This window comes from Burkholderia sp. BCC1985 (assembly GCF_905339915.1).
GTDB lineage: Bacteria > Pseudomonadota > Gammaproteobacteria > Burkholderiales > Burkholderiaceae > Burkholderia.
The window spans coordinates 1-18,580 of the sequence record NZ_CAJPGY010000023.1 but is presented as its reverse complement, the minus strand read 5'-3'; the positions used below and the strand labels follow the sequence as shown (position 1 = coordinate 18,580).

Annotated in this window: 12 protein-coding genes and 1 pseudogene; 8 read left to right on the top strand and 5 right to left on the bottom strand. The window is 67.1% G+C overall.

Features of this window, described 5'->3' with window-relative positions:
* The first annotated feature begins 52 nt into the window (after positions 1-52).
* Entirely contained in the window at positions 53-478 is a 426-nt protein-coding gene (locus U4Z31_RS22930) for a PACE efflux transporter (protein ID WP_124485095.1), read from the top strand.
* Between the two features lie 136 nt (positions 479-614).
* Here U4Z31_RS22930 and U4Z31_RS22925 read toward each other — a convergent pair whose 3' ends face one another.
* The 4 genes and pseudogenes from U4Z31_RS22925 to U4Z31_RS22910 all read right to left on the bottom strand — a co-directional run.
* On the bottom strand, positions 615-1,562 hold the full coding sequence (locus U4Z31_RS22925; protein ID WP_044844437.1) for a choline ABC transporter substrate-binding protein: 948 nt from the start codon (positions 1,560-1,562) through the stop codon (positions 615-617).
* Positions 1,563-1,672: 110 nt separating this feature from the next.
* Entirely contained in the window at positions 1,673-2,674 is a 1,002-nt protein-coding gene (locus U4Z31_RS22920) for a GlxA family transcriptional regulator (protein WP_044844438.1), read from the bottom strand.
* A gap of 117 nt (positions 2,675-2,791) precedes the next feature.
* Positions 2,792-3,688, bottom strand: a complete 897-nt coding sequence (gene choW, locus U4Z31_RS22915; RefSeq protein WP_044844439.1) for a choline ABC transporter permease subunit — start codon at positions 3,686-3,688, stop codon at positions 2,792-2,794.
* Positions 3,681-5,007: pseudogene (locus U4Z31_RS22910) on the bottom strand (quaternary amine ABC transporter ATP-binding protein); the annotation flags it as partial. The pseudogene U4Z31_RS22910 and the gene choW, both read right to left, overlap by 8 nt.
* 442 nt (positions 5,008-5,449) lie before the next feature.
* Here U4Z31_RS22910 and U4Z31_RS22905 point away from each other — a divergent pair.
* Together U4Z31_RS22905 and U4Z31_RS22900 are read left to right on the top strand one after the other, a co-directional pair.
* Positions 5,450-8,920, top strand: coding sequence for a DUF2339 domain-containing protein (locus U4Z31_RS22905; RefSeq protein ID WP_321811433.1), 3,471 nt, complete (start codon positions 5,450-5,452; stop codon positions 8,918-8,920).
* On the top strand, positions 8,917-10,269 hold the full coding sequence (locus tag U4Z31_RS22900; protein WP_321811432.1) for a DUF3999 domain-containing protein: 1,353 nt from the start codon (positions 8,917-8,919) through the stop codon (positions 10,267-10,269). Before U4Z31_RS22905 ends, U4Z31_RS22900 begins: the two co-directional genes overlap by 4 nt.
* A gap of 28 nt (positions 10,270-10,297) precedes the next feature.
* Here the strand turns inward: U4Z31_RS22900 and U4Z31_RS22895 are convergent, their stop codons facing one another.
* On the bottom strand, positions 10,298-11,116 hold the full coding sequence (locus U4Z31_RS22895) for a GNAT family N-acetyltransferase (protein ID WP_321811431.1): 819 nt from the start codon (positions 11,114-11,116) through the stop codon (positions 10,298-10,300).
* Positions 11,117-11,438: 322 nt separating this feature from the next.
* Between U4Z31_RS22895 and U4Z31_RS22890 the strand changes: the two genes are divergently transcribed.
* The 5 genes from U4Z31_RS22890 to U4Z31_RS22870 form a co-directional block, all read left to right on the top strand.
* On the top strand, positions 11,439-11,744 hold the full coding sequence (locus tag U4Z31_RS22890) for an NIPSNAP family protein (RefSeq protein WP_124485090.1): 306 nt from the start codon (positions 11,439-11,441) through the stop codon (positions 11,742-11,744).
* 300 nt (positions 11,745-12,044) lie between these two features.
* Positions 12,045-12,695: an NADPH-dependent FMN reductase gene (locus U4Z31_RS22885; RefSeq protein WP_044844444.1), complete on the top strand. Its 651-nt coding sequence runs from the start codon at positions 12,045-12,047 to the stop codon at positions 12,693-12,695.
* A 224-nt stretch (positions 12,696-12,919) separates the two neighbouring features.
* Positions 12,920-13,138 carry a hypothetical protein gene (locus U4Z31_RS22880; RefSeq protein ID WP_006749916.1) on the top strand — a complete coding sequence of 73 codons (219 nt, stop codon included), beginning with the start codon at positions 12,920-12,922 and terminating at the stop codon, positions 13,136-13,138.
* A gap of 92 nt (positions 13,139-13,230) precedes the next feature.
* Complete coding sequence (locus U4Z31_RS22875) at positions 13,231-14,133, top strand: ferritin-like domain-containing protein (protein ID WP_124485089.1); 903 nt, start codon at positions 13,231-13,233, stop codon at positions 14,131-14,133.
* Positions 14,134-15,275: 1,142 nt separating this feature from the next.
* A partial coding sequence (locus U4Z31_RS22870) for an ESPR-type extended signal peptide-containing protein (protein ID WP_321811430.1) occupies positions 15,276-18,580 on the top strand: 3,305 nt, incomplete at its 3' end.

Sequence of the window (18,580 nt, the reverse complement as noted above, 5' to 3'; positions counted from 1 at the left end):
ACCCACCGCCCAACCATCGACGAACCGACGACCGTCGAATCGGAGAACCAACGTGCAAGGCCTACCGCGCAGGATCACGCAGGCGGTGCTCTACGAAGCGATCGCCATTTCCTGCATCTCGCCCGCGATCGCGGCGCTCTTCAAGCAGGGTCTGGTCTATTCGGGCGCGCTGTCCGCGACGATGTCGGCGATCGCGCTGCTGTGGAACATGATCTTCAACGCGCTGTTCGAGCGTTGGGAAGCTTCGCGCCGGCAGCCCGCGCGCACGCTCGCGCGACGGATCCTGCATGCGACCGGCTTCGAGGGCGGGCTCATCTTCATCCTCGTGCCGGTCGTGTCGTGGTGGCTCGACATCTCGTGGTTCGACGCGTTCGTCGTCGACATCGGGCTGTTCGCGTTCTTCTTCTGCTACGCGTTCGTGTTCCAGTGGGCGTTCGATCGCGTGTTCGACGTGCCGGCGGCGACGAAGGAATCGTGACGGGTGTTGGCGGCCCGGCTTCGCGCCGATCGACGCGCAGCCCGAAAGCAACGCGGCCCGCCCGCACGATACGGGAGGGCCGCGTTTCATCACGCCGGCGCGCCGCCTTCGGCGAGCGCGCCGGTCACGTCGACGCTCAGTGCACGCCGAGATACGCCTTCACCGCCGGCAGGCCCGGCTTGCCGTCGAGCGTCGTCACGCCGGCCAGCCACTTGTCGAGCGCCTGCGGGTTCGCCTTCAGCCACTCGGCGGCGGCCTTGTTCGGGTCTTCCTTGTTCATGATCGGCAACATCACGTGGTTCTCGATCGACGTCGTGAACTGCAGGTTCGACACGAACTTCGCGACGTTCGGGCAACGCTGCGCGTAGTCCGGCGGCGTGGCCGTCAGCACCTTCGCCTCGCCGTAGTTCGGGCCGAACACGTCGTCGCCGCCGCTCAGGTAGTCGATCTTCATCTGCACGTTCATCGGATGCGGTTCCCAGCCGAGGAACACGATCCACTGCTTGTCGCGGATCGCGCGGTTCACCTCGACCAGCATCCCGGCCTCGCTCGACTCGACCATCTTGAACTTGCCGAGGCCGAACTGGTTGCCGTCGATCATCTTCTTGATCAGCAGGTTGCCGTCGTTGCCCGGTTCGATCCCGTAGATCTTGCCGTTGAGCTTGTCGGCGTACTTCTGGATGTCGGCGAACGACTTCAGGCCGCCCTGGTACACGTAGTCGGGCACCGCGAGCGTATATTTCGCGCCGGTCAGGTTGGGCGTGGCGAGCACCTTGATCGTGCCGGCCTTCGTGAACGGCTGGATGATCGGGTCCATCGTCGGCGACCAGTAGCCGAGGAACACGTCGATCTGCTTGCTCTTGATGCCCGCAAACGTGATCGGCACCGACGCGATCGTCTTGGTCGGCGCGTAGCCGAGCCCCTGCAGCATCGTCGCAGCAAGGCCGGTGGTGGCCGCGATGTCGGTCCAGCCGACGTCCGCGAAGCGCACGTTCTTGCACACGGGCGCGTCAGCCGCATAAACCGCCGACATCGGCGCGGCCATCCCGATCCCGCATACCGCTGCGATCAATTGGCGCTTCATCTGTCTTCTCCTCAAAGTGACGTCGTTTTTCATGGGGGCGGGATCGATGGTTGAAGCCGCGCGCCGCGATCCCGGCGGCGTCGCGGACCGAATGGTTCGCGCGGGTTGCGTCAGCGCCCCGGCAACCGTCGCTCGTAGCTCGGCGCGTGACCGAACTGCGCGCGATACGCCTTGCTGAAGTGACACGGCGAATGGAATCCGCACGTCGTCGTCACGCGCGCGATCGACGCATCCGTCGTGCGCAGCAGGTCGCGCGCGCGTTTCAGCCGCAACGTCAGGTAATAGTGAGTGGGCGACACGTTCAGGTACACCTTGAACATCCGCTGCAGGTGACGCTGCGACAGCCGCACGAGCCGCGCGAGTTCCTCGAGCGACAGCGGCTCCTCGATGTTCGCTTCCATCAGCCGCACGACCTCGATCAGTTCCGCGCGCGAGAAGCCGACGCGCGCATCGACGGGAATCGGCTGCGTATCGGTCGAGCTGCGGATGCGTTCGAGGATGAACTGCTCGGACACCTGCGCGGCGAGTTGCTGGCCGAAACGCATGCCGACGAGATTCAGCATCAGGTCGAGCGGCGCGGTGCCGCCGGTGCAGGTGAGCCGGTCGCGATCGACGACGAACAGCTCGTCGGCGAACCCCACCTGCGGAAACTCCGCATGCAGCGCCGACAGGTTCTCCCAGTGCACGGTGCAGCGATAGCCGTCGAGCAGGCCACCCGACATCAGCGCATACGCGCCGGTGCAGATGCCGCCCAGCGGCAGCCCGCGTTCGGCGAGCGCCGCGAGCGTGTCGCGCGCGCCGTCGTCGACCACCTCGCGGATGTGAATCCCGCCGCACACGATCATCACGTCGGGCAGGTTCGTGTAGTCGAGCGCCTGGGTCGGCCGCACCGCGATGCCGTTGCTGGCCCGCACGGGGGCGCCGTCGAGCGAATAGATCGACCACTGGTAGTGATCGGCACGCCCGACGTAGTTCGCCATCCGAAGCACTTCGACCGCGCTCGAGAACGCGATCATCGAGAAGTGCGGCAGCGTCAGGAAGCCGAAATGGGCAAGGGACGAAACCGGTGAAACGCGAGCGGCGGGCACGGCGGCAGCGGCGGCGGACGTCACATCGAGCTCCTGGCGAACGGTTGAGCAGGTTGCACGCAGCCAGCCCCGTGGCAAACGCCACGGAAGCCGGTATCGAATCGGAAGAGGCGGCCGGAAGTCGAACCGGCCGCCGGTTGCTTACGCTTGCGCGGGTGCGGCCTTCGCGCGGAACAGCTGCTTCAGGCCCGAGAACAGCGGTGCTTTCGCGGTGCCCGGCGCGCGGCCGAAGCTCTCGGTGATGCGGTCGAGAATGATCGCGAGCAGCACGACCGACAGACCGCTTTCGAAGCCGAGGCCGATGTCGAGGCGCTGGATACTTGCGAGCACGTCGTTGCCGAGGCCGCCCGCGCCGACCATCGACGCGATGATCACCATCGACAGCGCCATCATGATGGTCTGGTTCACGCCCTGCATGATCGACGGCAGCGCGTTCGGGAACTGCACCTTGTACAGCAGCTGCCACGGCGTGCAGCCGAATGCCTGGCCGGCTTCGACGATCTCGCGGTTCACGTGACGGATGCCGAGGCTCGTCAGGCGCACGGCCGGCGGCATCGCGAAGATCACCGTCGACAGGATCCCCGGCACGCGGCCGAGACCGAACAGCATCGCGGCCGGAATCAGGTAGACGAACGCGGGCATCGTCTGCATCAGGTCGAGGATCGGACGCACGATCGCGGCGACCCACTTGCTCTTCGCGGCCCAGATGCCGAGCGGAATGCCGAGCACGAGGCTGATGATCGTCGACGACAGCGTGAGGCCGAGCGTGATGACCGTCTGGTCCCAGAAGCCCGTCGCGAAGATCAGCAGCAGCGACGCGGTGGTGAACAGCGCGAAGCGCCAGCCCACGCGCCACAAGCCGACGCCGATGAAGATCGCCATCATCAGCCACATCGGGATCGCCTGCAGGCTGTGCTCGACGAAGGCGGCGAGACCCTCGATCGCGCGGCCGATCGCATCGAACGTCGCCGCGTCATGATCGAGCAGGTAGTGAACGGACTGGTCGACCCAGGTACCGAGCGGAATCATTTCAGACATGGGAGCCTCGCGAACGCGTGATGGCCTTCAGGATAAGAGCGCGGTCGACCGAGCCGCAGTAGCAGCCGTCGTCGTCGACGACGGGCAGTGCATTCGGGCTCGCGACGACGCGCGCGACGACATGTTCGAGCGACGCATCGCGCCGGATGCTTTCGATCGGCCGCACCGACGGCGTGTCCTGACCGATCGCCTCGCGCGTGACGAAGCCGCGGATCTTGCGTGCGGCATCGAGCACGAACGCATATTCGGCACTGCCGTTCAGCGTCGCCGCGACGTTCGCGGCGTCGCACTTCGACATGGTCGGCACGGCGCCCGTCTGCATCAGGTCGCCCGCCGTCAGATAGCGGCTCGTGTCGATGCCGTCGAAGAACGCGCGCACGTAGTCGTCGGCCGGGTTCGCGATGATGTCCTGCGGCGTGCCGACCTGCACGAGCCGGCCGCCTTCCATGATCGCGATGCGGTTGCCGATGCGCAGCGCCTCTTCCAGATCGTGCGACACGAACATGATCGTGCGGCGCTGTTCCTTCTGCAGTTGCAGCAGCACGTCCTGCATTTCGCGGCGCTTGAGCGGATCGAGCGCGGAGAACGCCTCGTCCATGATCATCAGCGACGGGTTCACGGCCAGCGCGCGGGCCAGGCCGACGCGCTGCTGCATGCCGCCCGACAGCTCGGACGGCAGCTTGTGCGCGAACGGTGCGAGGCCGACCTGCTCGAGCACCTCCATCGCACGGCGTTCGCGTTCCTTCTTGCCGACGCCCGCGACCTCGAGGCCGAACGCGGCATTCGACACCACGGTGCGATGCGGCATCAGCGCGAACGACTGGAACACCATGCTCATGTCCTTGCGGCGCAGCGCGGTCAGCGCCGAGCGGCGTGCCGACGCGACGTCGAGCCCGTCGATCAGCACCTTGCCGGCGCTCGGATCGACCAGCCGGTTCACGAGGCGGATCAGCGTGGATTTGCCGGAGCCCGACAGGCCCATCAGCACGAATATTTCGCCTTCCTGCACGTCGAACGAAACGTTGTGCACACCGACGACCTGACCGGTACGCTTGAGCACATCGTCTTTCGTTGCGCCGGCGGCGAGCATGTCGAGCGCCTGCTGCGGGTTGCTTCCAAATACCTTGCACAGACCTTCGACTACGACCTTGGGGGCATCCATCGAAACCTTCTCCTCGTGTAGCGGGGACTCACGCGTGTGACTCAACGTGCCTACATAGTTGCCAGAAAAAACCCCGACCTGCCGACGAATTACGACAAACGCTTGCGCAAATACGACACACCCCGCAGGCCCGCCCCGCGGGGCGCGGCGCTCGGCGGCCCCCGATTGCGGCGACGCAATACGCGCACAGCCAGCACCGGCGGGCATCACGGGCGTGACTTGTGCGCAGCAGCGCGACGCGCGAGCGGCGGCGTTTTGCGACAACCCGCAAAAACCGCGCGTCGCTTTACGACAATTCCACGTCCGATCGGGCCGTCTCGCCTGCCCGGCGCCGGCAAAAAGAATGGTCGTACGAAAACAGGCGCCGCGAACGCGCGACAGCCATGCTTCGCGACCCGCCCGCAACCCAGAAAATCCCCCATGGCCATTGTGATACATTCCGGCAAACACGCCGATCGCGACGTCGCCTTGCGCCTTGCGCGTGGCGCTGCGCCGGCAGTCCGCGCATGCCGGTTCGCCTGCCGGCCATGCGGAAACAGCCTCGATCGGGCCACGCGACGATCGAAGGACGATAACGAAATGAGAGAGGGAGCAAGGCGATGAATTGGGCTTTTGCCGCAATCGGTTTCATCGTGGGCGGTATCGCCGCATTGTTCGGGGATTTCTCCGCCGCCAACGGCACGCTGCTCGGTGCGGCGGCCGGGTTCTGCATCGGCTACGCGCTGCAGCAACGCAAGCGCACGCACGGCGGTACGACCCCCGACGCGTTCGCGATTTCCGCGACGCCGCAACCCGCTCCCGTGCCGCTCGCCGATCGCGTCGCGCGCCTCGAAGCGACGGTCGACGCGCTCACGCGCGAGCTCGACGTGCTGCGCGGCCAGCTCGCTGGCGCGAAGGCCGGTGCCGCGACGACCGGCAGCGCCGCGCAGGTGCCGTCGACGCCTCCCTCCGCCATCACGCCTGCACCCGCCGCGATCCCGCCTCGACCATCCGTGCAGCCTGCGGTCGCGAGCGCCGGCGTGCCGTCATCGACGTCCGCGCCCGCTCCCGCGCCGGCAGTCGCCATGCGGACGAGCGCCGCACCGGCCGCCGCCGGCGCACCGACGCGTGCGCCCGCAACGACCACGCCGCCGGCCCCACCCGCCCCGCCCGAACCCCGCGAACCCGGTATCGCCGAACGCGCGCTCCGCGCCGCGCGCGACTGGCTGCTCGGCGGCAACACGGTCGTGCGCGTCGGCATCATCGTGCTGTTCTTCGGCGTCGCGTTCTTGCTCAAGTACGCGGCCGACAACGACATGCTGCCGATCGAATTCCGCCTGGCCGGCACGGCGCTCGCCGCGGCCGCGCTGCTCGCGATCGGCTGGCGCGTGCGTGCGCGCCGCGCGGCGTACGGTCTCGTGCTGCAGGGTGGCGGCATCGGCATCCTGTACCTGACGATCTTCGCCGCGACCAAGCTCTACGCGCTGCTGCCGGTCGGCGCGGCGTTCCCGCTGATGGTCGCGGTGTGCGCGCTGAGCGCGTTCCTCGCGGTGAAGCAGAACGCGCTGCCGCTCGCGTTCATGGGCAGCGCGGGCGGCTTTCTCGCGCCGGTGCTGCTGTCGACCGGCCACGGCAGCCATGTCGCGCTGTTCAGCTACTACGCACTGCTGAACGCAGGCATCTTCGCGATCGCGTGGTTCAAGGCCTGGCGTCCGCTGAACCTGCTCGGCTTCGTGTTCACGTTCACGATCGGCTCGGCGTGGGGCGTGACGGCGTACCGCCCCGCGCTGTTCGCGACCACCGAGCCGTTCCTGATCCTGTTCTTCCTGATGTATGTCGGCATCGCGCTGCTGTACGCGGTGAAACGCGAGCTGGCGCTGCGCCACTATGTCGACGGCACGCTCGTGTTCGGCACGCCGATCGTCGCGACCGCGCTGCAGGCGTCGCTCGTGAAGGACATGCCGTTCGGGCTCGCATGGAGCGCGGTCGCGCTGTCGGCGTTCTACGTCGCGATCGCCGCCTGGCTCGCGCGGCGCCGCGATCGTCTCGCGCTGCTGTTCGAAGCGATGCTCGCGCTCGCGGTGATCTTCGCGACGCTCGCGGTGCCGCTCGCGTTCTCGGGCCCGACGACCAGTGCCGCGTGGGCGATCGAAGGCGCGGCGATCGTGTGGGTCGGCGTGCGCGAGAAGCGTCTTGCGCCGTTCGGCTTCGGCCTGCTGATGCAGATCGCCGCGGCCGGCGCATTCTTCACGAGCCTGCTCGGCCCGGCCGACACGAACGCGCTGCCGGTGCTCAACAGCGCATACATCGCGATGCTGCTGATCGCGCTCGCCGGGCTGTTCACGGGCTGGTGGCTGCACGGACGCGACGAAGCGCGCGCGTGGCACGCGTGGATGCCGGACGTCGGCGCGGCCGCCGCGGCGTGGGGGCTGCTGTGGTGGCTGAGCGGCGGACTGCACGAGATCCTCGTCTACGCGGGCCGTCACGTCGACCTGCATGCGGACCGGTTCGTCGTCGACGCGACCGCGCTGTTCGCCGCCGGCACCGCGTGGCTCGCGCACGTCGCGCGCCGCAAGCTCGCGTGGCCGATCGCCGAATGGCCGGCGCTCGCGCTGACGCCGGTGCTCGCGCTGCTCGCGTTGCGCGCGTTCGATTCGCACGAGGCGCCGCTGTCGGGCATGGGCGCGTTCGCGTGGCCGATCGCCGTCATCGCATGCTATGCACTGCTGCTGCGGCAGTCGCGCGGCACGGCGGCCGCCGGTCCGGCGGCGGGCGCGGCGGGCGCGGCGGGCGTGGCGGGCGTGGCGGGCGTGGCGGGCGTGGCGGGCGTGGCGGGTGCGACGGGTGCGACGGGCGCGACGGGCACGTCGGCCGTGGCGGCCATCCCCGCCCCCGTGATCGCGCCGCTGCACACGCTGATGTTCTGGACGTTGTGCGGGCTGTTCTCGCTCGAGGGCTTCTGGCGCCTGCGTGCGTTCGTCCCCGAAGGCGCGTGGAGCTGGAGCGCGTGGGCCTACGGCTTCGGCGCGCTGCTTCTGCTGGTGTCGGGCCCCGGCTCGCGCCTGCGCTGGCCGGTCGCCGCGTTCCCGCGCGCGTATCAGGTATGGGGGGCCGCGCCGCTCGCCGCGCTGCTGTGGCTGTGGAGCATCGCCAGCGTGACGAGCGACGGCGATGCGTCGCCGCTGTTCTGGCTGCCGCTGCTCAATCCGCTCGACGTCGCGCAACTGCTGATCTTCGTCGCGTTCGCCACCTGGCTGCGCCGACTGAAGACACTCGGGGTCACCTGGCATCCGCTGGCGGCCGACCTCGCCGCGCTCGCGACCGTGTTCCTGTGGTTCAACGCGCTGCTGCTGCGCACGCTGCATCAGCGCTTCCACCTGGCCTACGACATCGATACCGTGCTGTCCTCGTTCGGCATCCAGCAGGTGTTCATGGTCGGCTGGAGCCTGTTCGCGTTCGCCGGCATGTGGCTGACGCGCCGCAACGGCATCGCGCGCGTGTGCGCGCTGGCGTCGCTGCCGCTGATCGTCGTGATGTGGGCCTGGACCTTCTACGCGAACTTCACGCAGGACGGCGGCAGCTGGGCGCGCATTCCTCTGCTCAATCCGCTCGACCTCGTGCTGGTGGTGGTCTATGCGCTCGCCGCGTCGTGGTTCGTGCGCGCGCGCACGCTCGGCTGGCCGTTCGGCAACTATCGCGTTGAACTGCTCGGCGCGGCCGGCGCAACGGCCTTCCTGTGGCTGAACGCGATCCTGCTGCGCACGCTGCATCACTGGACCGGCGTGCCGTACGCATTCAACGCGATGGCGGAATCGACGCTCGTGCAGGCGTCGGTCTCCGTGTACTGGACGCTCTGCGCGCTCGCGACGATGATCTGGGCCACACGCCGCGGATTGCGTCCGCTGTGGTTCGTCGGTGCCGCACTCCTCGCGCTCACGGTGATCAAGCTGTTCCTGTTCGACCTGTCGCACGTCACCGGCATCGAACGCATCGTGTCGTTCATCGGCATCGGCATCCTGATGCTGTTGATCGGCTACTTCTCGCCGCTGCCGCCGAAGGCCGCGACCCAACCGGGCGACACCCAACCATGAAACGACTCGCAGCCCTGCTCGGCCTGAGCCTGCTGACGTCGTTCGCGACGGCCGACGGCGCACCCGGCGCGGAACGCGTCGCGCGACGCTTCTCGCTCGATCTCGACGGCAGCGCCGCGTATTACCAGCTCACCGTGCCGCAGGCCGTCTATGCGGCCAGCCGGCGCGACGATCTCGGCGACGTGCGCGTGTTCAACGGCGCCGGCGAGCCCGTGCCGTATTCGCTCGATGCGCCTGCGGCGGCCGCCGTGCCGCCGGCGCGCACGCCGGTGCACTGGTTCCCGCTGCCGCCCGCGCGCGCCGACGACGGTCAGGCGCCGCTCGGCGTGTCGGTCGCGCCGGACGGCTCGCTGCGCGCGGCCGTCACCGCGCCGGCTCGCGCAAAGCACGCGGCCGATCTCGTCGACCTGTCGCATGCGGACGGCGAGGTCGACGCGCTGCTCGTGCATGTGCGCGACGACAGCTACCAGGGCCGTGTCGCCGTCGAAGCGAGCGACGACCTGCGCAGCTGGCGCTCGCTCGGCAGCACGCAACTGCTGAAGGTCGGCCGCGGCGGCGACCTGCTGGTGCAGGAACGCATTGCGCTCGAGGGCGCGGGGCCGCGCTACCTGCGGCTCGACTGGCTCGACGGCGCGCCCGCGATCGGATCGATCGAGATCGAAACGCAACCGCACGATGCGCGCACGACGGACTCCGCTGCCGTGCCGCGTCAATGGCGCGAAGCCGTACACGTGCGGGCCGGCGGCGCGCCCGGCGAGTATCTGTTCGATACCGATGGCGCCTATCCGGTCGACCGCGTGCGCATCGACCTGCCGCAACCGAATACGGTTGCGCGCGCAACGCTGCAGAGTCGCCCCGACGCGCAGGCGCCGTGGCGCGAGGTCGCCGGCGCCGTGCTGTTCCGGCTGCAGGGCAAGGGCGGCGAGCAGCGCAACCCGCCGGTGGCGTTTGCGTCGAATCCCGATCGCGCGTGGCGAATCGTCGTCGACATGCGCAACGGCGGGCTCGGCGGCGGCCAGCCGGCCGTCGCGGTCGGCTGGCATCCGGCCGCCCTGACCTTCGTCGCGCGCGGCACGCCGCCGTTCACGCTGGGTGTCGGCAATGCGTCGCTGCCGTCGTCGGCCGTGAGCCGCGATGCACTGCTGGTCGGAATGGCGCCGGAGGTGCGGCCCGCGCGCGTCGGTGCGGCGCTGCCGGCGTCGGCGGTCCCGCCCGGGCCCGCAGCCGATACGGATGCGGCCCGCCGTTACGTGCTGTGGGGTGCGCTGGTCGTCGCGGTCGGCGTGCTCGGCACGATCGCATGGCGCCTCGCACGCGGCGGCGGCGACACGCCTGCTCGCGACGAGTAGGACCACGCCGGCACGCCGGCACACCGAATCAGGCCGGTGCCGCGCGCACCGTTTGCACCGTTTGCACCGTTCGCGCCGCGACGCGGCCGTGCGGACGCGGACGCCACGGCGACGAGCGGCAGCTGGCCGCGCCGGCCGCCCCCATCGCCGGCGAGCGCGTACCGCGACGCGCACGCCAGTCGGCCCGGATCGCCGCGATCGCGCGAAGCGCCCATGATTGCGCCATCACGACAGGCCGCACGCCCCGCCGCGATGCCGGCGGCATGCGACGCGCGACGCATGCAACGGGACGCCTGCACAGGATCGCGCTGTCATAGCGCTTGCCGGCGAAGCGCACGATATCGACGACGTCGAAGCCCTGGGCCCGGTAGAACGCCAGCAGATGCGACGCGGGATGCGGCGTATCGAGCGCGAGCAGCGAATAACCGCGCAACGCGGCCCACTGCCCGGCAAACGCGAGCAGCGTCGCACCGATCCCGCCGCCTTGCCAGCCGGGATCGACGGCCACCTGCCGCACGCTCGCGACGCCGTCGCGGCGGTACAGCGAACACGGCGACGACGGATCGGTGGCGTAGAGCGTCATCGTGCCGACGACGCGACCGCCCGACACCGCGACATGACATTCGCCCGCTTCCGCGCGGCGACGCGTGACCTCCTCGGCCTGGTCGACACACGTACAGTTGAGCCCCATCGCGCCGAGTCGCGCGAACGCACGATGCAGCAGCGCGGTGAGCTGCGTGTAGCTGTCGACTGCCGGATCGAAGCGCCGCACGATGACCCGGTCGGCGCGCACGGCAGGCGGCGCGGCGGGTGAACGTTCGGCGATCGTGTTCCGGGATATCGACATGGCAGCGCTCCGTGGTCAGGATGACCGAAGTCTAGGAGCGCGCCGCGAGGCGTCGCAAGAAAAAATGTCGTAAAAAAGACGAGAATTCGAAGCGAATCGATGGTGCGACGGTGTGCATATTCATGCGTTCGGCGCCTTCGGACCCGTGGTCGCACATACCGATCGTTGTGCCTGCAAGCAATACGTGACGCGCACTTCGTCGCCGACACCATGCCGCGCGATTCCGGACTCGCGATGCCCCGCGCGAGCGCCCCGCATCGTCGTTGACACACCCGGCGACGCGCTCCAGACTCGCTGATCCTCCACCGCACCGCGAGCACCCATGGTCACCTGCTTCCTTCGCTACGTCATCGATCCGTACAAACTCGAGCAGTTCGAAACCTACGGCAAGATGTGGATTCCGCTCGTCGAGCAATTCGGCGGCACGCACCACGGCTACTTCCTGCCTTCCGAAGGCGCCAGCAACATCGCGCTCGCGATGTTCTCGTTCCCGAGCCTCGCCGAATACGAGCGCTACCGCGAACGCTCGAAGGCTGATCCCGCGTGCCAGGCCGCGTTCCGGTATGCAGAGGAAACGCGCTGCATCGTCAGCTACGAGCGCAGCTTCTTCCGGCCGGTGTTCGAGTAACCCCGCGCATCGCGCCCCCTTTCCGGCGCCGGACGAAAAAAAGCCCCGCCTGCATCCGCGCGGCGGGGCCAACCCATGTCAGTAGAGACATCATGGAGGAGACGGGCCCATCTTATCGAGCGCGGCTCGCCGTCCCAACCAAGCATTTCTGCTATCCATCTGCGTCGCCGCGCGCACGCGCGCCCCGCGTGCCTGGCATATCGATAGAACGAAAAGTCGTTTTCAGAGTGGCGGCGGGGTCGTTACCATCTGGTTTTAAGCCTGTGCTTAGCCGGGCAAGCCATCCCCAAGGAGCGCCCTTTGACTGCATTCGATCAACACCGCCGCCCGTTCGTGGTCGGCATCGGCGGCACCACCCGGGCCGCGTCGTCGACCGAGCGCGCACTGTCGTTCGCGCTGCGCGGCGCGCAAGCCGCCGGCGCACGCACGCGCCTGTTCGACGGCCCGTTCCTGCATACGCTGCCGCACTACGCCCCCGAACACAAGACGCTGACCGACGCGCAGCGAGAACTGATCGACACCGTGCGCGAAGCCGACGCGATCATCATCGCGACGCCCGGCTATCACGGCGGCGTGTCCGGCCTCGTGAAGAACGCGCTCGACACGCTCGAGGAACTGCGCGCCGACGAGCGCCCGTACCTCGACGGCCGCGCGGTCGGCCTGATCGTCACGGCCTACGGCTGGCAAGCCGCCGGCACCGTGCTGACGTCGCTCCGGTCGATCGTCCACGCGCTGCGCGGCTGGCCGACCCCGTTCGGCGCCACCGTAAACACGCTCGAAACGCGCTTCGAAAGCGCCGACAGCTGCTCGGATCCGAAGGTCGTCGCACAGCTCGAGACCGTCGGCTCGCAGGCAGCCGAATTCGCGCTCGCGTTCGCATCGCATCGCGCGGCCACGCACGCCGCATCGGTCGACGCGCTCGCGCCCGTGCTGAAGATCGCCAACCAGTAATCCCCGCCTCCCCGCAGCCCGCGCCCGGCCGACGACGTTCGCCGCGCGCGGGCTGCGCGCATCCGGCCGTCCGGCGCGCATCGCAGCGCTGCCGCCTGCTTCATGCCGGCGCCCCACCCCGATAACGATCCGGCCCGCCACGTGATTTGCATTGGCCGAAAGATTGGTTCACGCGGGCCGCGGGTTTTCGTACGCTGAAAGCCCGAACCTTCCATGCGCACGCCATGAACCGCACGATCCGTTACAAGGGCTACGAAGTCGCCCCCGCCGCCGCCCGGCTGCCGAACGGGCTGTTCGCCGCGAACCTGACGATCGAGAAGGCAAGCGGCGGCCCGTCGCCGCGCGCCGTATCGTTCGACGCGATCGATTTCTTCTTCGAAGAGGAACACGCGCTCGCGTATGCGTCCCGCTGGGGACGCCTCTGGGTCGATACACAGGCCTGAGCGCGGCACCCGGCAGCGCAGGGCTGCTCGAAAATGCGCGATTACGGAAGCTATGCAAGAATCTTTCGTCTCGTAATCGCATAACAACAGCCATGTCCGACACGCTGCAGGAAGACCATGCAGCGGCAGATCACGCCATGCGCAACTGGACCTTCGAACGTCAAGGTCCGGTCAGGATCGGTTCCGATGCGCACAGGCAAATGTTCTGCCGCATGCTGCTCGATACGCACAACCCGTACAAACCGGCCGTCATCGACTGGCCGCCGCTCAAGCCCGACGAACTCAAGCGGCTTACGTCGCTGCCGATCTGGGACATCGCCGTGCAGACCGAAGGCCGCGCGTCGATCCGCGTCGCCACCTTCGCCGCAACCGTCGGCGATCCGCTGCTGCGCCGGGCGCTCGAGATGGACGGCGCCGAGGAAGCTCGGCACAAGGTCGTGCTGTCGAAGCTGGTCCAGGCATACGGCATCAAGCTCGCCCCCGAACCGGCCTATCCTGCTCCGAAGGACCCCGAGTGGTCGTGGATGGTGACCGGCTTCAGCGAATGCATCGACAGCTTCTTCGCGTTCGGCCTGTTCCGCTCCGCGCAGCGCTCTGGCTATTTCCCGCCCGAACTCGTCGACACCTTCGAGCCCGTGATCCAGGAGGAAGGCCGGCACATCCTGTTCTTCGTGAACTGGTATGCGTGGTACTGGCGGAGTTTGCCGTGGTGGCGCCGGCCGTGGTTCTTCGCGCGGGTGGCGGCCGTGTGGGCATTCCTGATCCGGGAACGTATCGGCATCGCGCGCGGGATCGATGCGGACGGCGTCGCGCACGACGCGAACTTTCCGGCGACGAGCACCGCCGACATCGGCGATGCGCTGAATCCGCGCGAACTGATCGAACTGTGTGTCAGCGAGAACGACCGGCGCATGGCCGGGTACGACAAACGGCTGCTGCGCCCGATGTTCGTGCCGCGCATGGCGCGCCTCGCGCTGCGATTCATGCGGAAATAAGGCTGCGGCGGCGGGTTGCCGGCGGTGCAGGCCGGCCGCCGGCGCCTTGTCCGGGACGATGTGCTGCGCCGCCCGGACCGGGTGGCAGAACCGGGGCGCGTTGCCGCGGCTGCCATCCTCACCGTGGTTCACCCTTCCGGACGAGAACGAACCACACCCCGGCTCGCATCCGGCGATCTGGGCGCGGCATCACGCCAGCCCGGACACCCATCAGCCTGACGGTGCTCATCCGACGCGCTTGCGTATCGTCTTTCTCTCCCGCGAAATGCCCCCTTGCCAGCGCGGTCGAGTCACCGTAAAGCAGATCCGGGTTTCCTGCTCGCGGCTCCCCGTTGCTCCCCGTTGCTCCCCTTCGTTCGCGTCTTCAGCCGTCATCGTGGACGCCCCGCCACCTCGTCGCAACGACTCCGGTTGCAAGACTGCCCGGCGCGGGCGATCTGGCACCTCGTCTCCCCCTGCCCCAACCCGTCATATGAAGTACGTCAATTGAACAGATTCCGAACTGGAATCCCAATCGCCGTACCAATGCACCTGTAGCACTTTTTTACAACTTTGTGAAACCGGCGCCGGGGAAGGCCCGCCCCACGGGCGCGCGCGGCCGATGAGATGCGCAAACCAGCATAATCAGACAATCCGTGGCTCATGTTTTTTTGATTTGCCGGCAAACCAATAAATACAATTAAAAATTCACATCAAATCTCGTATTAATAAATTAACAAGAGCCTCGAATGCATACGATCCAGCGTCCCGCCTGACATTACAACATAGAAAGGCAAACGTTTGCCGCAAACGTTTGTCGTTTCATTTGTCTTACTTTTTGGGTTAACCAATGTGCGGCACCACACACAAAACCACGTCACCACGTTGATTTTTATGGTTTTTTTCATCCATCACCGCATCCGCACGAGACCTTCACTCTACCTTCCAGTCATTTTCAACTTTCTTACACGCCAACAGCTCAAAACACGATCTATTAACCATCTTTTAACTTCCAAAACCTTCGATTTATCACTGTTTGTCAATCTCAAAATATCGCCTCAAATAAACTCCGCCCATCAATTTTAAGATTCGCGCGAGCGCACGGCAGATTCCTCTAACGAAAGAGACCGGTGTGTGGCGTGCATATTTGGAGGTAGTAGGACATGAACCGCACATACCGCTCGATCTGGAACGAAGCCCTTGGCGCCTGGGTCGCGGCATCCGAACACGATTCGGCACGGGGCAAGCCGAACAAGTCGGCCGTTGCTGCCGCAGCACTGGTCGCCGTCACGATGCTCCCGTCGCTCGCCAGCGCCAATACCACCATTCCAGGCACGACGAACGGTAGCCAATTCACGGTGTCGTCGTGTACGTCAAGCGGCGGTATCGGCACCGTTGGCCGCACGACGACAGGCAACACCAACGCCTATCCCGTCGACGGATCCGGCACTTACTCCACGGTTACAGGCTGCAACTCGAGCGGCAACAACACTCTCGCGGCCACGGTTTACGGTGCGTTCGCGCAAGTGACCGGCACCGGTGGTACGGCGACGGGCTTTCTGTCATCCGCTGCGCTGTGGGGCACGTCCGCCGGCCTCGAGTCGACCGCTAGCGGCACGGGTTCGACCGCGCTCGGGTTCGGGGCAACGGCCAACGCATTGAATTCGGTCGCGATCGGCGGTGCAGCCGGTAATGGCACTACCCCGCTTTCGTATGCGAACTCGACCATCGCTTCGGGCGCCGGCGCGGTCGCAATCGGCAGTAACGCAACCAAGGGCGCGCAAGCAGCCGCTTCGGACTCGATCGCGATCGGCGGTCAGTCGTCAGTCACGTCAGGCGCGACGTCGGCGATCGCGATCGGCGTCGCATCGACCGCCAGTGGCAACAATGCGGTCGTGATGGGTTCGTCGGCAACCGGTGCCGGCGGCAACTCGATTGCGTTCGGTACGTCGAAAGCCCTCGGAAGTGGCGATATCGCCATTGGCCAGAATGCCTTTGCGCAAGGCACGACGGGTACGGCGTCCGCAACCTCGGCAACCGCGGTCGGCTATCTGGCCACGGCTAACGGGCAAGACGCGTCGGCATACGGCAACACGGCAAACGCAAGCGGAAACTTCACCACCGCGCTCGGCAATTTCGCGTCCGCGAGCGGTGCGAACGCCGTTGCCGCCGGCAATTCGGCAACGGCCAGCGGTACGGCCGCCTCGGCTTATGGCAATTTTTCTACCGCATCGGGCGTGAGCTCGGTCGCCATCGGCAGCGGTGGCGCATCCGGCTCGTATTCCGGCGCCAAGGCGACGGGCGCAGGATCCATCGCAATCGGCGGCAATACGACGGCAGCCGCGTCGTCGGCCGCATCGGATGGCATCGCGATCGGTGGCCAGTCGTCCGTCGCGACGACCGCGACTTCCGGCATTGCAATGGGTCGCGGCGCGACGGTCAACGGCGCCTTCGGCATCGCCCAAGGCGATGGCGTCGTGTCCGGCGCAACCGGCCAGAACGTTGCGATCGGCTCGAGCGGTACGACGGCCAACAGCAGCACGGCGATCGGCGGGGCCGTGGCAATCGGTCGTGGCCAAACGGCGACGGGCAACGGCGCGGTCGCGATCGGCGACCCGAACTCGGCGATCGGTACGGGCGCCGTTGCGCTCGGTGCAAACGACGCGTCGAACGGCCAGGGCGCCGTCGCGATCGGTAATGCCAATTCCGCGACCGGCCAAGGCTCGGTCGCATTGGGCAACAGCAGCACGGCCACCGCGGCCGGCGGCGTCGCGATCGGCGATACCGCGGTCTCCAGCGCCACCAACGCGCAGGCCTTCGGGTCCGGTGCCAATGCAAACGTGGCTGGCTCGGTCGCGCTCGGCTCCAATGCCGCCACGATCGGCGCCGCGAACACGGCGACCGGCGGCACGGGTTCCGTCACCAGCACGACGATCGGCAGCCAGACGTTCGGCACCTACGCCGGCGCGAGTTCCGCCGCGGGTGTCGTCAGCGTCGGAGCGGCCGGGGCGGAGCGGCGCATCCAGAACGTCGCCGCCGGCCTGCTCAGCACGACCAGCACGGACGCGATCAACGGTAGCCAGCTTTATGCGGTCGCCAGCACGACGACGTCGAGCATTGCCAGCCTGTCTACGTCGACTTCGACCGGTATCAGTTCGCTGTCGACTGGACTCAGTTCGGCCAATAGCTCGGTCGCTTCGCTGTCGACTTCCACGTCGACCGGTATCGGCTCGCTGTCGACTGGACTCAGTTCGGCCAATAGCTCGGTCGCTTCGCTGTCGACTTCGACGTCGACCGGTATCGGCTCGCTTTCGACTGGACTCAGCTCGACCAATAGCTCGGTCGCTTCGCTTTCGACTTCCACGTCGACCGGTATCAGCTCGCTTTCGACTGGACTCAGTTCGACCAATAGCTCGGTGGCTTCGCTGTCGTCGTCCACGTCGACGGGCCTCTCGTCGGCTAACAGCTCGATCGGCTCGCTGTCCACTTCGACCTCGACGGGAATCAACTCGCTGTCCACCGGCCTCAGCTCGACCAACAGCTCGGTGGCTTCGCTGTCGACCTCCACGTCGACCGGTCTCTCGTCGGCGAATAGCTCGATCAGCTCGCTGTCCACCTCGACCTCGACCGGCATCAACTCGCTGTCCACTGGCCTGAGCTCGGCCAACAGCTCGGTGGCTTCGCTGTCGTCGTCCACGTCGACCGGTCTCTCGTCGGCTAACAGCTCGATCGGCTCGCTGTCCACTTCGACCTCGACCGGTATCAGCTCGCTGTCCACCGGCCTCAGCTCGACCAACAGCTCGGTTGCTTCGCTGTCGTCGTCCACGTCGACCGGTCTCTCGTCGGCTAACAGCTCGATCGGCTCGCTGTCCACTTCGACCTCGACCGGTATCAGCTCGCTGTCCACCGGCCTGAGCTCGGCCAACAGCTCGGTTGCTTCGCTGTCGTCGTCCACGTCGACCGGTCTCTCGTCGGCGAATAGCTCGATCAGCTCGCTGTCCACCTCGACCTCGACCGGTATCAGCTCGCTGTCCACCGGCCTCAGCTCGACCAATAGCTCGGTTGCCTCGCTGTCGTCGTCCACGTCGACCGGTCTCTCGTCGGCTAACAGCTCGATCGGCTCGCTGTCCACCTCGACCTCGACGGGTATCAGCTCGCTGTCCACCGGCCTGAGCTCGACCAATAGCTCGGTGGCTTCGCTTTCGACTTCGACGTCGACCGGTATCGGCTCGCTTTCGACTGGACTCAGCTCGGCAAACAGCTCGATTTCGTCGCTCTCCACCTCGACCTCGACCGGCATCAACTCACTGTCCACCGGCCTCAGCACGGTCACGACCAAGACCGACAATCTCGGCACCAGCACGGCCTCCGCCCTCGGCGGCGGTGCGAAGTACGATCCGACGACCGGAACGGTTTCCGCTCCGGCGTACACGACGTACAACGCGAATGGCACGACGTCGACCGCCAG

What these genes read in the sequence shown, in the direction of transcription:
- U4Z31_RS22905 (WP_321811433.1), top strand. Translation starts at nt 5,450, where the DNA reads ATGAATTGGGCTTTTGCCGCAATCGGTTTCATCGTGGGCGGTATCGCC.
- choW (WP_044844439.1), bottom strand. Translation starts at nt 3,688, where the DNA reads ATGTCTGAAATGATTCCGCTCGGTACCTGGGTCGACCAGTCCGTTCAC.
- U4Z31_RS22875 (WP_124485089.1), top strand. Translation starts at nt 13,231, where the DNA reads ATGTCCGACACGCTGCAGGAAGACCATGCAGCGGCAGATCACGCCATG.
- U4Z31_RS22895 (WP_321811431.1), bottom strand. Translation starts at nt 11,116, where the DNA reads ATGTCGATATCCCGGAACACGATCGCCGAACGTTCACCCGCCGCGCCG.
- U4Z31_RS22900 (WP_321811432.1), top strand. Translation starts at nt 8,917, where the DNA reads ATGAAACGACTCGCAGCCCTGCTCGGCCTGAGCCTGCTGACGTCGTTC.
- U4Z31_RS22890 (WP_124485090.1), top strand. Translation starts at nt 11,439, where the DNA reads ATGGTCACCTGCTTCCTTCGCTACGTCATCGATCCGTACAAACTCGAG.
- U4Z31_RS22925 (WP_044844437.1), bottom strand. Translation starts at nt 1,562, where the DNA reads ATGAAGCGCCAATTGATCGCAGCGGTATGCGGGATCGGGATGGCCGCG.
- U4Z31_RS22880 (WP_006749916.1), top strand. Translation starts at nt 12,920, where the DNA reads ATGAACCGCACGATCCGTTACAAGGGCTACGAAGTCGCCCCCGCCGCC.